Here is a 14,407-nt window from a genome sequence, read left to right as displayed (position 1 = left end):
TTGTATGAGCCATAAAGCTAAATTATTTATGGATGGGAAGAGTCAAGCGGTATGCTTGCCAGCAGCTTATTGGTTTGACTCTAATAAAGTTTTTATTCGAAAAGATCCTGAAACAGGAGATGTAATACTGTCCTGTAAGCCACACGATTGGACCGGATTTTTTGCGGCATTGAAGGGAACAACTGTTGCTGATGATTTTCTGAATAAAGAAGAGTGGTGTCAGCAAGAACAATCCTGTGATCCATTCGAAGGATGGAAAGAATAAGCGCCGTAAAAATACGGCGCTATTATTTGAAAAAAAGAAATTATTTTAGCTTGGCAAAGCAGCGAGCGGCTGCATTAACAGTACGCTGAATATCTTCATCAGTATGAGCAATAGACATAAAACCCGCTTCAAATGCAGAAGGTGCTAAATAAATTCCTTCATCAAGCATCAGGTGGAAGAAATGTTTAAAACGCTCAATATCGCAATTCATCACATCCTGATAGCAAGTGACGGTTTCTGCATCGGTAAAGAAAATGCCGAACATACCGCCGACATGGTTAACCACCAGAGGAATACCGGCCGCTTTTGCTGCTTCCGTCAGGCCGGCAGCCAGATTATCTGTTAGCTCGGTCAAGCGTTGATGTACACCGGGTTGAGAAACTTCTTTCAGACAAGCAAGGCCGGCAGCCATTGCAATCGGGTTGCCGGATAAAGTTCCCGCCTGATAAACGGGGCCAATTGGCGCTAATTTCTCCATCACTTCATAGCGTCCACCGAAAGCGCCAACGGGCATACCGCCGCCAATGATTTTGCCAAGGCAAGTTATATCGGGTTCGACACCGTAATGAGATTGTGCGCCGGAGAGGGCGACGCGGAAACCTGTCATCACTTCATCAATAATCAACAGAGCACCGAACTCATCACACAGCGCGCGCAAACCGGGTAGAAATTCTGGTTGTGGCGGTACGCAGTTCATATTGCCCGCAACCGGTTCGACGATAATACAGGCGATCTCTTCGGGATATTGTTCAAACGCTTCTCGAACTGAACTCAAATCGTTATAGGTACAGGTCAGCGTATGTTTGACGAAATCAACCGGAACGCCTGGCGAATTTGGTTGGCCGATGGTCAATGCGCCAGAACCGGCTTTCACCAGCAAGCAATCAGCATGGCCGTGATAGCAACCTTCGAATTTGATGATCTTATCGCGATGGGTATAGCCACGGGCCAGACGGATAGCACTCATGGTCGCCTCTGTGCCTGAGTTAACCATGCGCACCATATCCATTGATGGCACCAGTTCAGTCACCAACTGTGCCATTTCTACTTCGGCGGCAGTTGGTGCGCCAAAACTCAATCCTTGTTCTGCGGCTTTGATGACAGCATTACGGATAGTGCTGTGGTTATGTCCCAGTACCATTGGCCCCCAGGAACCGACATAATCGATATAGGCTTTACCATCAACATCATAGAGATAAGCGCCATCAGCATGTTTGATAAACAACGGAGTACCGCCAACACCATTAAATGCACGTACCGGAGAGTTGACGCCACCGGGAATAAGTTGCTTTGCCTGAGAATAGAGGATGTCGGATTGGCTCATGAAAGGCTCCTGAATCTATTTTTAAGTGGGGTTGTCGCTTGCCCCTCGGATTATAATGCTCTTAGAACGATAATTCCGGGTTTATTCTTCACGTAATCAAGAAATGGTGAATCGACAACTTTTTTATTCGCAGCAAGTGAGGATGCATTCCTCAGCATTGGGCCATGATCTGTCATAATAAAAATCCCTGTATGTGTGACATCCAATCCGGCAAGATGGGTATATATTCCTATATAATCACCCGTTTTTAGGTTTTTAATAACGGCATCGTTGACTTTATCGCCTGGAATATATTTGATATCTCTTTTGGTAACACCCAGTCCGGGGATATATTCGCTACCATCAGCCTTTTTATTCAGGCTTTTTGTGATTTTTATGTAAGAAGAACTTATTTCATCCGTTACATCTTTGGCATTTAATTTTTCTCTGATTGACCAATCTGTAAAGAAGTGTTTTCTTTGTAAAAAGCTAATCTTTCCGTCGATATATCTTGTCTGGATGAGATTTTTTACAAAATCACTTTGGTCGTTGGATTTTCTTAGCGATTCTACATAATCAAGGAAAGTAAAACAGTCTAGCCCGTTGAAGTCTATAACTAATTTTTCAGGTTCAGTAGGGGAGCCAATAAGTTTATTTGCGGCATAAGGTGTGCCCAGTAATTGATAAGAGACGTTTTTTATTATTTCTCCGGGATTATCTTTGTTTCCCGGTTTTACTTGGTTTTCTATAATTTCATTAATTTTTTTCGAGCTATAGCTGTCAATATCGGCTTGTTTGCTATGAGCGGCACAACCTGTCAAGGTGACAGCAAGCATCAGTGGCAACATTTTTCGCATAGGAACTCCATATGGCTACTTTGAAAAATATTCAATAAAGTAACTAATTATGATGATAAATCAATATTTTTTCTTTCTTAATTGTTAATTGATTGACGGAGGGTTTAACTACACGTGACGGTTTACTGATCTTTGAAGCTATCGTAAAAAGCCAGCGTTTGTCGCTAAGGTAGCAGTGATGGTAAACAAATGTGTGATAATTTTTTGGCGGTTCGTGTGTTGTCAAAATGACAATACTTGAATGAACCAATCAGGTATTGGATAATTCGAGTTATTAATGATCGGCAAATTTTTGCTGTCTTCTGAATATTTTTGCCGAGTTCCAGTCTGGAGTAAAAATGATGAGCGATAATATCGCATTACCTTTGCAGTTTACGGATGCCGCAGCTAACAAAGTGAAAATTTTGATTTCGGATGAAGAAAACCCAAACTTGCGTTTACGGGTTTATATCACCGGTGGTGGATGCAGTGGCTTTCAGTATGGTTTTACCTTTGATGATCAAATAAATGAAGGTGATATGACCATTGAGAAACAAGGTGTGGAGTTGGTTGTTGATCCGATGAGCCTACAATATTTGGTTGGCGGTTGTGTTGATTATACCGAAGGTTTGGAAGGTTCACGTTTTATCGTCACGAACCCTAATGCTAAGACAACTTGTGGTTGTGGTTCTTCTTTCAGTATCTGATTCCAGGCGATTTCCCGTAATGGGTCTGAATATTATGACCCATCTTCGGGAATCCTCTTGCAATCCTATTAAACGATTTTGCTTTATCAAGAATCCTTGTCATTCAATTGCTGGCATAGCTGTTCGGCTGCCAGAATGATGCGCGGTCCCGCGCGGTGAAACCAATCTTCATGTAATGTAATGACTTTGGCACGCAATTGTGGATGCCAGAAATTTTCAATTAATTTGACCTGTTCTTGTCCACCACTGATAACAATTATTTCAGGTTTCCTGATGAGTACTTGTTCACGACTGACTTGAGGCCAGGGAACAGGGCTGTTGGCAAAAATATTTCTGCCGCCACAGATAGAAAGCACTTCACTTTGCAGTGTATGTCCTGAAGCAGTGAACAGAGGATAAGTGCCGAATTGTAAAAAGGCCGGTTTGGGGGTTGTAGTGGCATATTTTTGTTGCAAATTGGCAAATCGTTGGCGAAGTTCAGTCGCGGATTTTTTTGCTTGTTCTGGGTGAGGACTATATTCAGCGAGTCGTTCTAAATCCTGCGCTATCTGTTCGGTGGTGGTGGGATCGGAATAAAAGATTTTAATGCCAAAAGTAGCAAGTTGTTCCAGTGGACGTTGGGGATTACCGCCACGCCATGCCAGAATCAGCTCAGGTTTAAGGGTAATAATGCGTTCCAGATTGATGCCTTGCCAGTTAGCTACTTGCTCAAGTTTACGGGCTTGAGGGGGATAATCAGAGTAGGCGCTGGCGGCAATCAGATTGTCACCTAGCCCGGCGGCATAGGCTAATTCTGTCGTTGATGGAGATAAACTGATTACCCGTAAGGGAGCTGCATACAGAGAATAGCTGACACTACTGAGAAACAGTAAAAGCGATAATCCAATTGAACCCGTGCTTTTTATCCATTTCATTGAAGGGTGCTCTTTAAAACATTAAATATGTCGCCCGCAAACACGCCCGAAAATATTTATCAGGGCGTGATTCTTTCAGTAATATATACCCTATGGATTTCAAGATGCATCGCGACGGCAAGGGAGCGAATCCCCGGGAGCATAGGTAACTATGTGACCGGGGTGAGTGAGTGCAGCCAACAAAGAGGCAACTTGAAAGATAACGGGTATATTATTTGTCTTTATTCAGAGTTGTCAGCATTGCGTTGACCATTAATGTAGATTGGCGAGCCGCCACGGCAAGAAATTCATCAAAGCTGATATGAGATTCTTTATCCGCCACATCAGAGATAGCACGTACCACTACAAATGGGGTGTTGTATTGATGGCAAACATGCCCTATTGCTGCGGCTTCCATTTCTACCGCCGTCACTTGTGGGAAAGTGGCTCGGATACGCGCTAGTGGTTCTGCGCCGTTAATAAATGCATCACCACTGCAAATTAGCCCACGTACTGCATTCAGATTCAGTGAATGAATACATTTTTCTGCCAGATCAATTAGCTGGTCATCCGCCACAAAAGCCGCAGGGCATTGCGCCATTTGACCGGGTTCATAACCGAAAGCGGTAACATCAGCGTCGTGATAGCGAACTTCACGGGATACCACGATATCACCGATTTGTAATTTCGGATCAAGGCCACCGGCAGATCCGGTATTAATAATCACATCAGGCTGACAATGTTCAAGCAGTAAAGTTGTACCAATTGCAGCAGAAACTTTACCAATACCGGATTTTAACAGTGCAATCTCCACGCCGTTGAGTTTACCGGTATAGATTTCGCAGCCACCTCGTGACAATGTTTGGCGATCTTCAATTTGATCGCGCAATAAAGTCACTTCTTGCTCCATAGCACCTATCACGCCTACTTTCATGATGTCATACTCGCTGTTGATTAATTAATCATATAAAATCATTCCGTGTTTGAGTTTAACATCTAATACGGAACAATCAGATAATCTGTGATGTAAAACAGTGCTATCTCACAAGTCGGAGGATAAATGTCCGGGATAGACTTTAGTCAGAAGCTTAACTATCAGCGTAAATACCGTCAGTATCATGTTGATTCTAATGATGAAGAGCAGGTTATTCGCCAGTTTGAAAGTGATCGTGGGCGGATTATGAATTCAGCGGCTATTCGTCGTTTACAGCAAAAAACACAGGTTTTTCCGCTGGAAAATAATGCCGCTGTCCGCAGTCGCTTGACGCATTCATTGGAAGTGCAACAGGTTGGGCGCTATATTTCGAAAACGATTATTAATGAATTGAAAACGCGTAATTTGCTGGCCGATTACGGGTTGGATAAACGGCTATTATCATTTGAAAGTTTGATTGAAATGGCTTGTTTAATGCATGATATTGGTAATCCACCATTTGGTCATTTTGGTGAAGCGGCAATTAAAGATTGGTTTGCCAAAAAGCTCGATCTTAATTTTTCCCTGGAAAATATTAAGCGAGAAGATCGATGCGAAATCTTCGAATTGCGTTTATGTGGTGATGTGAAAAAAGATCTCTTTCGTCGCCAGTTGCGTAAAGATTTATGTCAGTTTGAAGGGAATGCTCAGGCTATCCGTATGGTGCATAGCTTATTAAAACTCAATCTGACTTATGCTCAGGTTGGTTGTATTCTAAAATATACTTGCCCTGCTTTTCGTCTTGAAGAAACACCAAATCAATTTAATTATTTGATGAAAAAGCCAGGTTTTTATTGGTCGGAGGAGCATTTTGTTCGCGAATTACGTCGTGAGCTTAAAATGGGTGAGTTCTGTCGCTTCCCACTGACTTATATTATGGAAGCAGCAGATGATATCTCTTATTGCATTGCTGATTTGGATGATGCTGTTGAAAAAAAGATTTTCAGCGTCGATACACTGATGGGATATTTGGAACAGGAGTGGCAAGAAAATGGCGGTCATCGGGCCGGGGATCTATTCGACTTAACGGTCAGAAAGGCGTACAAGGGAACTCACGGTAACGAATTACGTCGAAGCCAGCAGGATCAATTTTTTATGTATTTGCGGGTTTATATTACCGGCAAACTTGTTCCTTATACTGCTCGTCGTTTTATTGATCATCTGCCGGCTGTTTTTGAGGGCTCATTTAATCAAGCACTACTTGAAGATAAGAGCGAGGAGCATCGGTTGCTTAGGACGTTGAAAAACATTGCTTGTAAGAGAGTATTTAATCATCCAGAGATTGAAAAATTAGAGTTGCAGGGATACCGAGTCATTAATGGGTTATTAGATTTTTATTGCCCGTTATTGAAAATGCCCCGTCAGGATTTTGTGGAACTGAACCAGAACAATTTCCACAAAGATTATTTTATGGAAACTCGGCTGCTACACAAACTTTCCACCAAGCATCGTCTCGCTTATGGTGAAGCAGTAGAGAAAATTGTTGCCACTGACCAAGCTGAAAAAGACCTGCTCGAATTCTATTATCGCGCTCGTCTTATTCAGGATTACATCAGTGGCATGACAGATAATTATGCTTATGAAGAGTATCGTAAGTTTATTGTGTGTAGTTAAGATTCTCGCCGCGACTCAATATTTTTTTTGCGGCGCTAAGGACATGATCAATTTCATCTGTCAGTTCCAACAATTCAGGTTCTATATCGGTTAATTGAACGCCTTGTTGTAATTGTTGTTCAATTAATTGGCAGAGAGCTTTAAGTTGTGGCACGCCACTATAACAGCAGCTACCGTGTAGTTTATGGATCTGCTGCTGATAATCTTCCTCCGTTTCCCCTGACAAAACTTTTTCTGTGATTGTTTTAATTGTTGGCAGTAAATCTACCAACATTTGTAGCATATCTACAGCCAACTGTTCTTTTCCGGTGGCCTGTTGTAACGCTAATGACCAGTTAATATGTTGTGATTCTGTCGTCTTAACGTAGCGATCTAACACTGCTCTCAGACGATCTTCATCGAGAGGTTTGGTCAGGAAATCCTCAAATGGAGATTGATCTGTATCGCTCTTTGGTCGGCAGGTATAAGCTGTAACCGCAATGATCGGTGTACTGCGGTGTTGCGGTAGCTGGTGGATGCGGTTGGAAGTACAGATGCCATCCATACCTGGCATATGAATATCCATCAAAATAAGATCAAAATGGTGAGAGGTTGCTGACTGCAAAGCTTCTTCTCCACTGTTACATAGCACGGTTTTTTCCACGATTTCTTCTAGTAATGAACCTATTAGTTTGAGGTTAGCTGGATTATCGTCAACGGCCATGACTGTCATGGGTAAACGAGGGAGGTGGATAAGTGCTTTTTGTGGTACCTCTGAGTCGGTCAGAATGAAATCATCTTTCCCTAGCCATAAATCAAAATGGAAAACAGAACCTTTTTCTGGCTCGCTGGTAAAACTAATATTTCCGCCCATTTCTCGGATCAGTTTCCTTGTAATGACCAGACCGAGGCCGGTACCGCCATAACGGCGAGAAATACTGGCATCTGCTTGGTGAAAAGCCTGAAATAGATGAGGTTGCTGCTCAGGGCTGATACCGATGCCTGTATCACTGACAATAATCTCTAAATTGATTTTATGGTGTTGCTGTTGTAGCAGATTGATCTTTATCTCCACAGAACCTTGGTCAGTGAATTTAATCGCGTTACCGATAATATTGGTGAGTATTTGCTGGAGGCGCATAGGGTCGCCTATGACCAGTCTGGGAATTTGGGGATCAATGTGGTGAGTGAGCTGAATATTCTTACTCTTGGCGCTGAGTGTCAGTAACACCATGACCTCATCAATCATATCCTGTAAAAGAAATGGAACGTTTTCTAATACCAATTTATCCGCTTCAAGCCGCGAAAAATCCAATATGTCATTGATAATATTCAGTAGATGATTAGCGGAGCGCTCGATAATATACAGATATTCAGTTTGCTGTATTGTTAAAGGTGTTTTCAGTGTTTGGCGGGTAAAGCCAATGACGCCATTAAGTGGTGTGCGTAATTCATGAGACATATTTGCCAGAAATTCCGTTTTTATTCTGGCTGCTTCCTGTGCGCGTTTTTTCGCTATTGCCAGTTCAACGTTCTGAATTTCGAATTGCTCCATTGTTTCCCGCAGATCCGACGTGGCCTGATCAATATCATTTTGCATATCTTCTTTATAGCGGGAAAGCGATTTTGCCATTGCGTTAATGCCGTTTTTCAGCGTATCTAATTCACCAAAATATTTCCCACTGACACGGCTGTTTAACTGCCCCTGGCGAATTCTATCGACAGTACTGACGATATCGCTGATAGGTTTTGTGATCTTATGCACCAAATGGTAGGCGAACAGCGATGCCCAACCAAGGCAAATGAGTAATAGTAATATAAAAATAACGATTTCTTTATATTGCTGTAAGTGAGCTGACCGTAAATCAAGATCAATGGCGATATAACCAATCGGATGTAAAGATGGGGAGTCAGAATGCTGCTGATTCTGGGATAAATGGTGTTCTGAAATAATGGGCATACGTAAAATAATACTGTTTTTAACCTCCATTTTTGTCAAGGTGGTTGGAAGAGGCATATCTGGCGAGATCTGTAGTTGAGCTGAATTGTATTTATAGTTTGAGCTATCAAATAGCTGATTATCATCGTTAAAAATGGCAATCGCCCGAACTATCTCAGAATTTCTGCGGTGAAGCCGGGTGATCAATGAATTGACACGTTCACGGTTATGCAGGTTGATGCCAATTTCACTGGCGATGGACAGGGGTTCAATAATACTGATCCCAGATCGAACAATTTGGTTTTCCAGTTCACGATAGTGATAACAGAGAAATGAGATACTGAAAAACATGCCAACCAGTAAAATTGGAACTAGGATCAGGCTCATCATGCGGATGCGTAAGCTATATTTGGTCATAATCGTCCATTATGGGAAAATAAGAACTTAATAATTCATAGTCCGTAAGAATCATGGTGCAATTTTATTCCCCCAATCGCCGAACAGTAAATCGGCATATCATCACAGTTACTGCTGATAATCTCGATGCCCAGGGGCAGGGCGTAGCTCGCCATCAGGGTAAAACTATTTTTATCGCCGGGTTATTGCCCGGTGAACAGGCACAGGTACAACTAACGGAAGAGAAGCGACAGTTTGCAAAAGCAAAGTTGGTTAAGCGTTTATCTGACAGTCCATATCGTGTGAATCCCCGTTGTCCTCATTTTGGAGTATGTGGCGGTTGTCAGCAACAACATGTTGCACCCGATTTACAACGTGAAAGTAAAGCCAACGTTCTCGAACACCTGATCAGGCGGGAAACGGGTGTAACGGTTTCTGCTAAGCCGGTGATTCTTGGCCCTGAATATGGTTATCGGCGCCGGGCAAGGCTTGGTTTACATTATCAAATAAAACAGCGCCAACTGGTGATGGGATTTCGTCAAAATCAATCCAATGAATTAGTTGCTATAAAAGAATGCCCTGTTTTGCGGCCTGAATTGGAACAGTTATTGCGGCCATTATCTCAGTGTCTGAATAATTTGAAAGCGGTTAAACGGTTGGGGCATGTGGAATTGGTGCTGGCAGATAATGGTCCATTGATAATATTGCGCCATCTTGATCCCTTGAAATGGGAAGATAAAGAGAAACTATGCACATTTTCCGTGCAACATAATGTCGCGGTCTATCTGGCGGCGGATGAAACTTCACTTGAGTCGCTGAATGAACCGCCGGAACCCTGGTATCAGGTAGGTGGACTGAAACTGGTTTTCAGTCCAAGAGATTTTATTCAGGTTAACGATCAGGTGAATCAACAAATGGTTGCTCAGGCGATAGAGTGGCTCGATTTACAACCGAACGACAACGTGCTTGATCTGTTCTGTGGAATGGGGAATTTCACTTTACCTATTGGTCAAATAGTGCAGTCGGTGGTTGGCGTCGAAGGGGTTGCCACACTGGTAGCTAATGGGCAATATAATGCCAGATTAAATAATTTGGATAACCTATCTTTCTGCCATGAAAATTTGGAAGCTGACATACGTCATCAACCTTGGGCAAAGTTGGGGTTTAATAAAGTCCTATTAGATCCGGCGCGTGCTGGTGCGACAATAGTCATGTCACACATTGTCAAGCTGGCCCCTGAAAAAGTGGTCTACGTCTCTTGTAATCCAACAACATTGGCACGGGACAGTAAGATTCTGCTTGAGGCTGGCTATCATATTATCAGTGTGCGGATGCTGGACATGTTTCCACATACAAGCCATTTGGAGTCAATGGTGCTATTTAGCCGTTAGATCATGGCTAGATGAAAGTTATGAAGTCGTCGGGAGAGATTATGGTTGCGGTAAGAAGTGCTCATTTAACCCCTGCGGGAGAGTTTGCAGTAAACCGGTGGATCGCGAGTTTAAATATAGCGAATCTTCAAATTGGTGAGAAATTAGCCGAAACCTGGCGTTATTGTCACGAAAAAGCGCAAAATCATCCTGATTCAGAACTTCTATTATGGCGTGGCGTAGAAATGGTTGAGATTCTCTCCACGTTAAGTATGGATAACGACAGTATGCGTGCGGCGTTACTGTTCCCGTTAATGGATGCAAAATTACTCGGTGCTGAAACTGTCACCGAAGCGTTTGGCAGCACGATTACCAATCTGGTGAAAGGCGTGATGGAAATGGATGCCATTCGCCAGTTAAAAGCCACTCATCACGATTCAATCTGCTCTGTACAGGTTGATAATGTGCGCCGGATGCTACTGGCAATGGTGGAAGATTTTCGTTGTGTCATTATCAAATTGGCAGAGCGGATTGCCCATTTGCGGGAAGTTAAAGAGGCGACTGAAGATGAGCGCGTACTGGCTGCGAAAGAGTGTTCCAATATTTATGCGCCGCTTGCTAACCGTCTGGGCATTGGTCAACTTAAATGGGAACTTGAGGATTACTGCTTCCGTTATCTCCATCCTGATGAATATAAAAAAATTGCGAAATTACTGCATGAGCGGCGCATTGATCGTGAGCAGTATATTGATCACTTTGTCAATACATTACGTAAACATATGCTCAAAGAGGGCGTCACGACTGAGATATACGGGCGCCCTAAACATATCTACAGCATCTGGCGCAAAATGCAGAAAAAATCACTGGCATTTGATGAGCTGTTTGATGTTCGGGCTGTGCGGATTGTGGTTGAACGTTTACAGGATTGTTACGCGGCTCTGGGGATAGTACATACTCACTATCGTCATTTGCCGGATGAATTCGATGATTATGTTGCTAATCCGAAGCCTAATGGCTATCAATCCATTCATACCGTAGTCCTTGGGCCGGGCGGTAAGACATTGGAAATTCAGATCCGTACCCGCCAGATGCATGAAGATGCAGAATTAGGAATTGCTGCCCACTGGAAATATAAAGAAGGGGCAATAGCGGGCAATCGTGCTGGATATGAAGGGCGTATTGCATGGCTGCGTAAACTGATCGCATGGCAGGAAGAGATGGCTGATTCTGATGAGGTGCTAGATGAAGTTCGCAGCCAGGTGTTTGATGATCGGGTATATGTATTTACACCGAAAGGGGATGTTATTGATCTCCCGGCCGGTTCTACGCCACTGGATTTTGCCTACCATATTCACAGCGATGTGGGGCATCGTTGTATTGGCGCGAAAATTAGTGGTCGCATTGTGCCGTTCAGCTATCAGTTGGAAATGGGCGATCAGATTGAAATCATCACGCAGAAACACCCGAACCCAAGTCGTGATTGGTTAAATCCAAACTTGGGATATGTCACCACAAGCCGTGGTCGGGCGAAAATCCATAACTGGTTCCGCAAACAGGATCGGGATAAAAACATTATCGCGGGTCGTCAGATGCTGGATAATGAACTGGCACATCTGGATCTCAGCCTAAAAGAAGCGGAAAAGTTGCTCATTGCGCGTTATAACGTCCATACACTTGATGAAGTACTGGCGGGCATTGGGGTTGGTGATATCCGTATTAACCAGTTGGTCAATTTCTTACAAAGCAAACTTAAGAAAACCACCGCAGAGGATGCAGATCGGGAAGCGCTTCGCAATTTAGAGAGTAAATCACATCCACAGCGTAGTTCTGCTAAAGATGATGGGCGGATTGTGGTAGAAGGTGTGGGTAATTTGATGCATCACATTGCCCGTTGCTGCCAGCCCATTCCCGGCGATGAGATTGTCGGCTTTATCACTCGTGGCCGAGGGATCTCTATCCACTGGGTTGATTGTGAACAACTGGCCGAGTTGCAGGCAAATGCGCCGGAAAGGGTGGTGGATGCGGTTTGGGGAGAGAGCTATTCCAGCGGTTACTCACTGGTTGTGCGTGTTGTTGCGAATGATCGCAGTGGATTGTTGCGTGATATCACCACGATTTTGGCTAATGAGAAGGTGAACGTACTTGGGGTGAGTAGCCGTAGTGATATAAAACAGCAGATTGCTACTATTGACATGAGTATTGAGATTTATAACCTGCAAGTACTGGGGCGGATTTTGGCGAAAATCAATCAGTTACCGGATATTATTGAAGCTAAACGTCTTCATGGCAACTGACAGCAGGAAAATTTGGATAAAAAATGAAATCATTTGCTATATACCCTATGGATTTCAAGCTGCATCGCGACGGCAAGGGAGAGAATCCCCGGGAGCATAGCGAACTATGTGACTGGGGTGAGCGAGTGCAGCCAACCAAGAGGCAACTTGAAAGATGACGGGTATAGAACGGTTACTGGGGATTATGGCGCAATTGCGCCATCCTCAACAGGGATGTCCTTGGGACAAGCAACAGACATTCAAAACTATCGCGCCTTATACATTAGAAGAGACTTATGAAGTCATTGACGCCATTGAACGGGGTGATTTTTCTGATCTAAAAGAAGAATTGGGCGATCTGTTATTCCAGGTAGTGTTCTATGCTGAAATGGGCAAAGAGCAACAGTTGTTTGATTTTGATGATATCAGCAATGCAATTAGCGATAAGCTGGAACGTCGCCATCCACATATTTTTGGTCAGCAGCAGGATATCAGCGGTGATGTGGCTATCAGTGGTTGGGAAAAACATAAGGCGCAGGAAAGAGCACAAAAAGATTTGCATTCGATCCTTGATGACATTCCGGCAGGTCTGCCTGCATTGATGAAAGCGTATAAAATACAGAAACGTTGTGCTGCGGTCGGTTTTGATTGGAATACCTTGGGGCCGGTGCTGGACAAAGTTTATGAAGAGATCGACGAAGTAATGGATGAAGCTTATCAGGCGGTGGTTGATCAACAACATCTGGAAGAGGAAATTGGCGATTTGTTGTTTGCCGTTGTGAATTTATCGCGCCATCTCGGATACAAACCGGAAATTGCATTGCAAAAAGCATGCAATAAGTTTGAGAACCGATTTAGAGAAGTAGAAAAGCAGATCCTGAACCAAGGCCATACCTTGGAAGCGGCAACATTGGAAGAAATGGAACAAATATGGCAACAGGTTAAGAAACAGTAATCGGAAAGAGTAGCATGAAAGCTGGAATTTTTATTTTTTTGAGTAAAGGGATGGCAAACAGCCCAAGGGGGCTGTTATCAGCACGAAAAAAGCGGAAATGGAAAGTGGCGCTGATTCACGAAGAGATATCAAAAGAATGATGAAGAATAGAAAATTATCTCGTCGCCGTTAAACTTCAGTCATTAATGGCAGTAATCCCAGATTTAACAACTGAATTTCAACATCATTGGCTTTATCAATATCGTCCTGATTTTCACCGTCAAAAATGCCTTTTTTGGTGATGATTAATGTGCCCAATTGCTCTTTATCATTGGCAATAGGCAAGATTTCATCTGCCATTGGTAACAATGAGCGGTCTATAACGAAGGGTAAATAAATCATCCAGCCTGCACTTAACCTGCCGGGAAATACCTGATTTCGTTTCAAGGTATAGCCGTTAGTTTCCACCATAATGTAGGGAGCATTATGGCTGAGAACTAAAAAGGTAATAAAATCAATCAACCGTGAAAACTGAAACTCTTTTTCGTCAATATTGAGTCTTATTGTTATTTCAGTTTGCCCTAGTCTATCAATACGATAGTTCTCATAAAATAGGGAACAGGCAAGATCATCAACTTCACCATCCCAGATTTGTTTTCCTATAAAAGGGAAATTTTTTTTATAACTTTTTTCAAACTCTTGAGCCGCTTTCTCCGTCGGGTGTTGTTCTTCAAAAACAAGGTGTTCCAATGCTTCTTTACGAGTATGACCTGTTAAATACCAAGTTTTATGACGCCCGAAGAATAGGTCAATCCGTTGTGTTATTTTATATAAATCAGCAAGTACTACTTGGGGAGTCAAGGGTTCTTTCCAGTCAAAATATAGTTTTATTTTTAGCGATAAAATAGCCATGTATTACCTCAGA

The 14,407-nt window shown here is 43.0% G+C and carries 15 protein-coding genes; 9 read left to right on the top strand and 6 right to left on the bottom strand.

Annotated features, from left to right (window positions below; translation table 11 throughout):
* Window positions 1-4 precede the first annotated feature (4 nt).
* Entirely contained in the window at window positions 5-265 is a 261-nt protein-coding gene (locus AAC155_RS11715; RefSeq protein ID WP_113042277.1) for an antitoxin, read from the top strand.
* A 40-nt stretch (window positions 266-305) separates the two neighbouring features.
* Here the strand turns inward: AAC155_RS11715 and hemL are convergent, their stop codons facing one another.
* Both hemL and AAC155_RS11705 read right to left on the bottom strand, forming a co-directional pair.
* Window positions 306-1,589 carry a glutamate-1-semialdehyde 2,1-aminomutase gene (gene hemL / locus AAC155_RS11710; protein WP_113042276.1) on the bottom strand — a complete coding sequence of 428 codons (1,284 nt, stop codon included), beginning with the start codon at window positions 1,587-1,589 and terminating at the stop codon, window positions 306-308.
* A gap of 50 nt (window positions 1,590-1,639) precedes the next feature.
* Window positions 1,640-2,425 carry a DUF1460 domain-containing protein gene (locus AAC155_RS11705; protein WP_113042275.1) on the bottom strand — a complete coding sequence of 262 codons (786 nt, stop codon included), beginning with the start codon at window positions 2,423-2,425 and terminating at the stop codon, window positions 1,640-1,642.
* Between the two features lie 341 nt (window positions 2,426-2,766).
* Here AAC155_RS11705 and erpA point away from each other — a divergent pair, with 341 nt between their 5' ends.
* Window positions 2,767-3,111, top strand: coding sequence for an iron-sulfur cluster insertion protein ErpA (erpA, locus tag AAC155_RS11700; RefSeq protein WP_113042313.1), 345 nt, complete (start codon window positions 2,767-2,769; stop codon window positions 3,109-3,111).
* A gap of 86 nt (window positions 3,112-3,197) precedes the next feature.
* Here the strand turns inward: erpA and btuF are convergent, their stop codons facing one another.
* Entirely contained in the window at window positions 3,198-4,025 is an 828-nt protein-coding gene (btuF, locus tag AAC155_RS11695; RefSeq protein WP_113042274.1) for a vitamin B12 ABC transporter substrate-binding protein BtuF, read from the bottom strand.
* Between the two features lie 27 nt (window positions 4,026-4,052).
* Between btuF and AAC155_RS11690 the strand changes: the two genes are divergently transcribed.
* Window positions 4,053-4,274, top strand: a complete 222-nt coding sequence (locus AAC155_RS11690; protein WP_158536556.1) for a hypothetical protein — start codon at window positions 4,053-4,055, stop codon at window positions 4,272-4,274.
* Here the strand turns inward: AAC155_RS11690 and mtnN are convergent.
* A complete protein-coding gene (gene mtnN, locus AAC155_RS11685; RefSeq protein WP_113042273.1) occupies window positions 4,237-4,938 on the bottom strand; it encodes a 5'-methylthioadenosine/S-adenosylhomocysteine nucleosidase in 702 nt (233 codons plus the stop codon). The genes AAC155_RS11690 and mtnN overlap by 38 nt on opposite strands.
* Before the next feature lie 126 nt (window positions 4,939-5,064).
* On the opposite strand from mtnN, the gene dgt reads away from it, so the two are divergent.
* On the top strand, window positions 5,065-6,591 hold the full coding sequence (gene dgt, locus AAC155_RS11680) for a dGTPase (protein ID WP_113042272.1): 1,527 nt from the start codon (window positions 5,065-5,067) through the stop codon (window positions 6,589-6,591).
* On the opposite strand, the gene AAC155_RS11675 is transcribed toward dgt, so the two are convergent.
* Window positions 6,575-8,926, bottom strand: a complete 2,352-nt coding sequence (locus tag AAC155_RS11675; protein WP_113042271.1) for an ATP-binding protein — start codon at window positions 8,924-8,926, stop codon at window positions 6,575-6,577. The genes dgt and AAC155_RS11675 overlap by 17 nt on opposite strands.
* A 53-nt stretch (window positions 8,927-8,979) precedes the next feature.
* Here AAC155_RS11675 and rlmD point away from each other — a divergent pair, with 53 nt between their 5' ends.
* Genes rlmD through AAC155_RS11650 form a run of 5 tightly spaced genes read left to right on the top strand, consistent with a single transcriptional unit; the run spans window position 8,980 to window position 13,643 of the window.
* A complete protein-coding gene (gene rlmD / locus AAC155_RS11670; protein ID WP_113042270.1) occupies window positions 8,980-10,296 on the top strand; it encodes a 23S rRNA (uracil(1939)-C(5))-methyltransferase RlmD in 1,317 nt (438 codons plus the stop codon).
* Window positions 10,297-10,337: 41 nt separating this feature from the next.
* Entirely contained in the window at window positions 10,338-12,569 is a 2,232-nt protein-coding gene (gene relA / locus AAC155_RS11665) for a GTP diphosphokinase (RefSeq protein WP_113042269.1), read from the top strand.
* A gap of 33 nt (window positions 12,570-12,602) precedes the next feature.
* Entirely contained in the window at window positions 12,603-12,848 is a 246-nt protein-coding gene (locus tag AAC155_RS11660; protein ID WP_228900718.1) for a hypothetical protein, read from the top strand.
* Window positions 12,754-13,503 (top strand): nucleoside triphosphate pyrophosphohydrolase, encoded by a 750-nt coding sequence (mazG, locus tag AAC155_RS11655; RefSeq protein ID WP_228900732.1) that lies wholly within the window; start codon window positions 12,754-12,756, stop codon window positions 13,501-13,503. The genes AAC155_RS11660 and mazG overlap by 95 nt, the downstream gene beginning before the upstream one ends.
* A gap of 14 nt (window positions 13,504-13,517) precedes the next feature.
* Entirely contained in the window at window positions 13,518-13,643 is a 126-nt protein-coding gene (locus tag AAC155_RS11650; protein WP_262405144.1) for a hypothetical protein, read from the top strand.
* Between the two features lie 28 nt (window positions 13,644-13,671).
* Here AAC155_RS11650 and AAC155_RS11645 read toward each other — a convergent pair whose 3' ends face one another.
* On the bottom strand, window positions 13,672-14,394 hold the full coding sequence (locus tag AAC155_RS11645; RefSeq protein ID WP_113042267.1) for an Imm52 family immunity protein: 723 nt from the start codon (window positions 14,392-14,394) through the stop codon (window positions 13,672-13,674).
* Window positions 14,395-14,407: the final 13 nt, after the last annotated feature.

Source organism: Photorhabdus sp. HUG-39 (assembly GCF_963878365.1).
GTDB lineage: Bacteria > Pseudomonadota > Gammaproteobacteria > Enterobacterales > Enterobacteriaceae > Photorhabdus > Photorhabdus kayaii.
Note: the sequence above shows the minus strand (reverse complement) of the source record. Positions and strands in the feature narration are given on the sequence as shown.

Excerpts from the sequence above, each read along its gene's own strand:
- mazG (WP_228900732.1), top strand. The coding sequence starts at position 12,754 with ATGGCGCAATTGCGCCATCCTCAACAGGGATGTCCTTGGGACAAGCAA.
- AAC155_RS11650 (WP_262405144.1), top strand. The coding sequence starts at position 13,518 with ATGAAAGCTGGAATTTTTATTTTTTTGAGTAAAGGGATGGCAAACAGC.
- AAC155_RS11690 (WP_158536556.1), top strand. The coding sequence starts at position 4,053 with ATGTCGCCCGCAAACACGCCCGAAAATATTTATCAGGGCGTGATTCTT.
- relA (WP_113042269.1), top strand. The coding sequence starts at position 10,338 with ATGGTTGCGGTAAGAAGTGCTCATTTAACCCCTGCGGGAGAGTTTGCA.
- hemL (WP_113042276.1), bottom strand. The coding sequence starts at position 1,589 with ATGAGCCAATCCGACATCCTCTATTCTCAGGCAAAGCAACTTATTCCC.
- AAC155_RS11645 (WP_113042267.1), bottom strand. The coding sequence starts at position 14,394 with ATGGCTATTTTATCGCTAAAAATAAAACTATATTTTGACTGGAAAGAA.
- mtnN (WP_113042273.1), bottom strand. The coding sequence starts at position 4,938 with ATGAAAGTAGGCGTGATAGGTGCTATGGAGCAAGAAGTGACTTTATTG.
- AAC155_RS11705 (WP_113042275.1), bottom strand. The coding sequence starts at position 2,425 with ATGCGAAAAATGTTGCCACTGATGCTTGCTGTCACCTTGACAGGTTGT.
- rlmD (WP_113042270.1), top strand. The coding sequence starts at position 8,980 with ATGGTGCAATTTTATTCCCCCAATCGCCGAACAGTAAATCGGCATATC.
- AAC155_RS11715 (WP_113042277.1), top strand. The coding sequence starts at position 5 with ATGAGCCATAAAGCTAAATTATTTATGGATGGGAAGAGTCAAGCGGTA.
- AAC155_RS11675 (WP_113042271.1), bottom strand. The coding sequence starts at position 8,926 with ATGACCAAATATAGCTTACGCATCCGCATGATGAGCCTGATCCTAGTT.
- dgt (WP_113042272.1), top strand. The coding sequence starts at position 5,065 with ATGTCCGGGATAGACTTTAGTCAGAAGCTTAACTATCAGCGTAAATAC.
- erpA (WP_113042313.1), top strand. The coding sequence starts at position 2,767 with ATGAGCGATAATATCGCATTACCTTTGCAGTTTACGGATGCCGCAGCT.
- btuF (WP_113042274.1), bottom strand. The coding sequence starts at position 4,025 with ATGAAATGGATAAAAAGCACGGGTTCAATTGGATTATCGCTTTTACTG.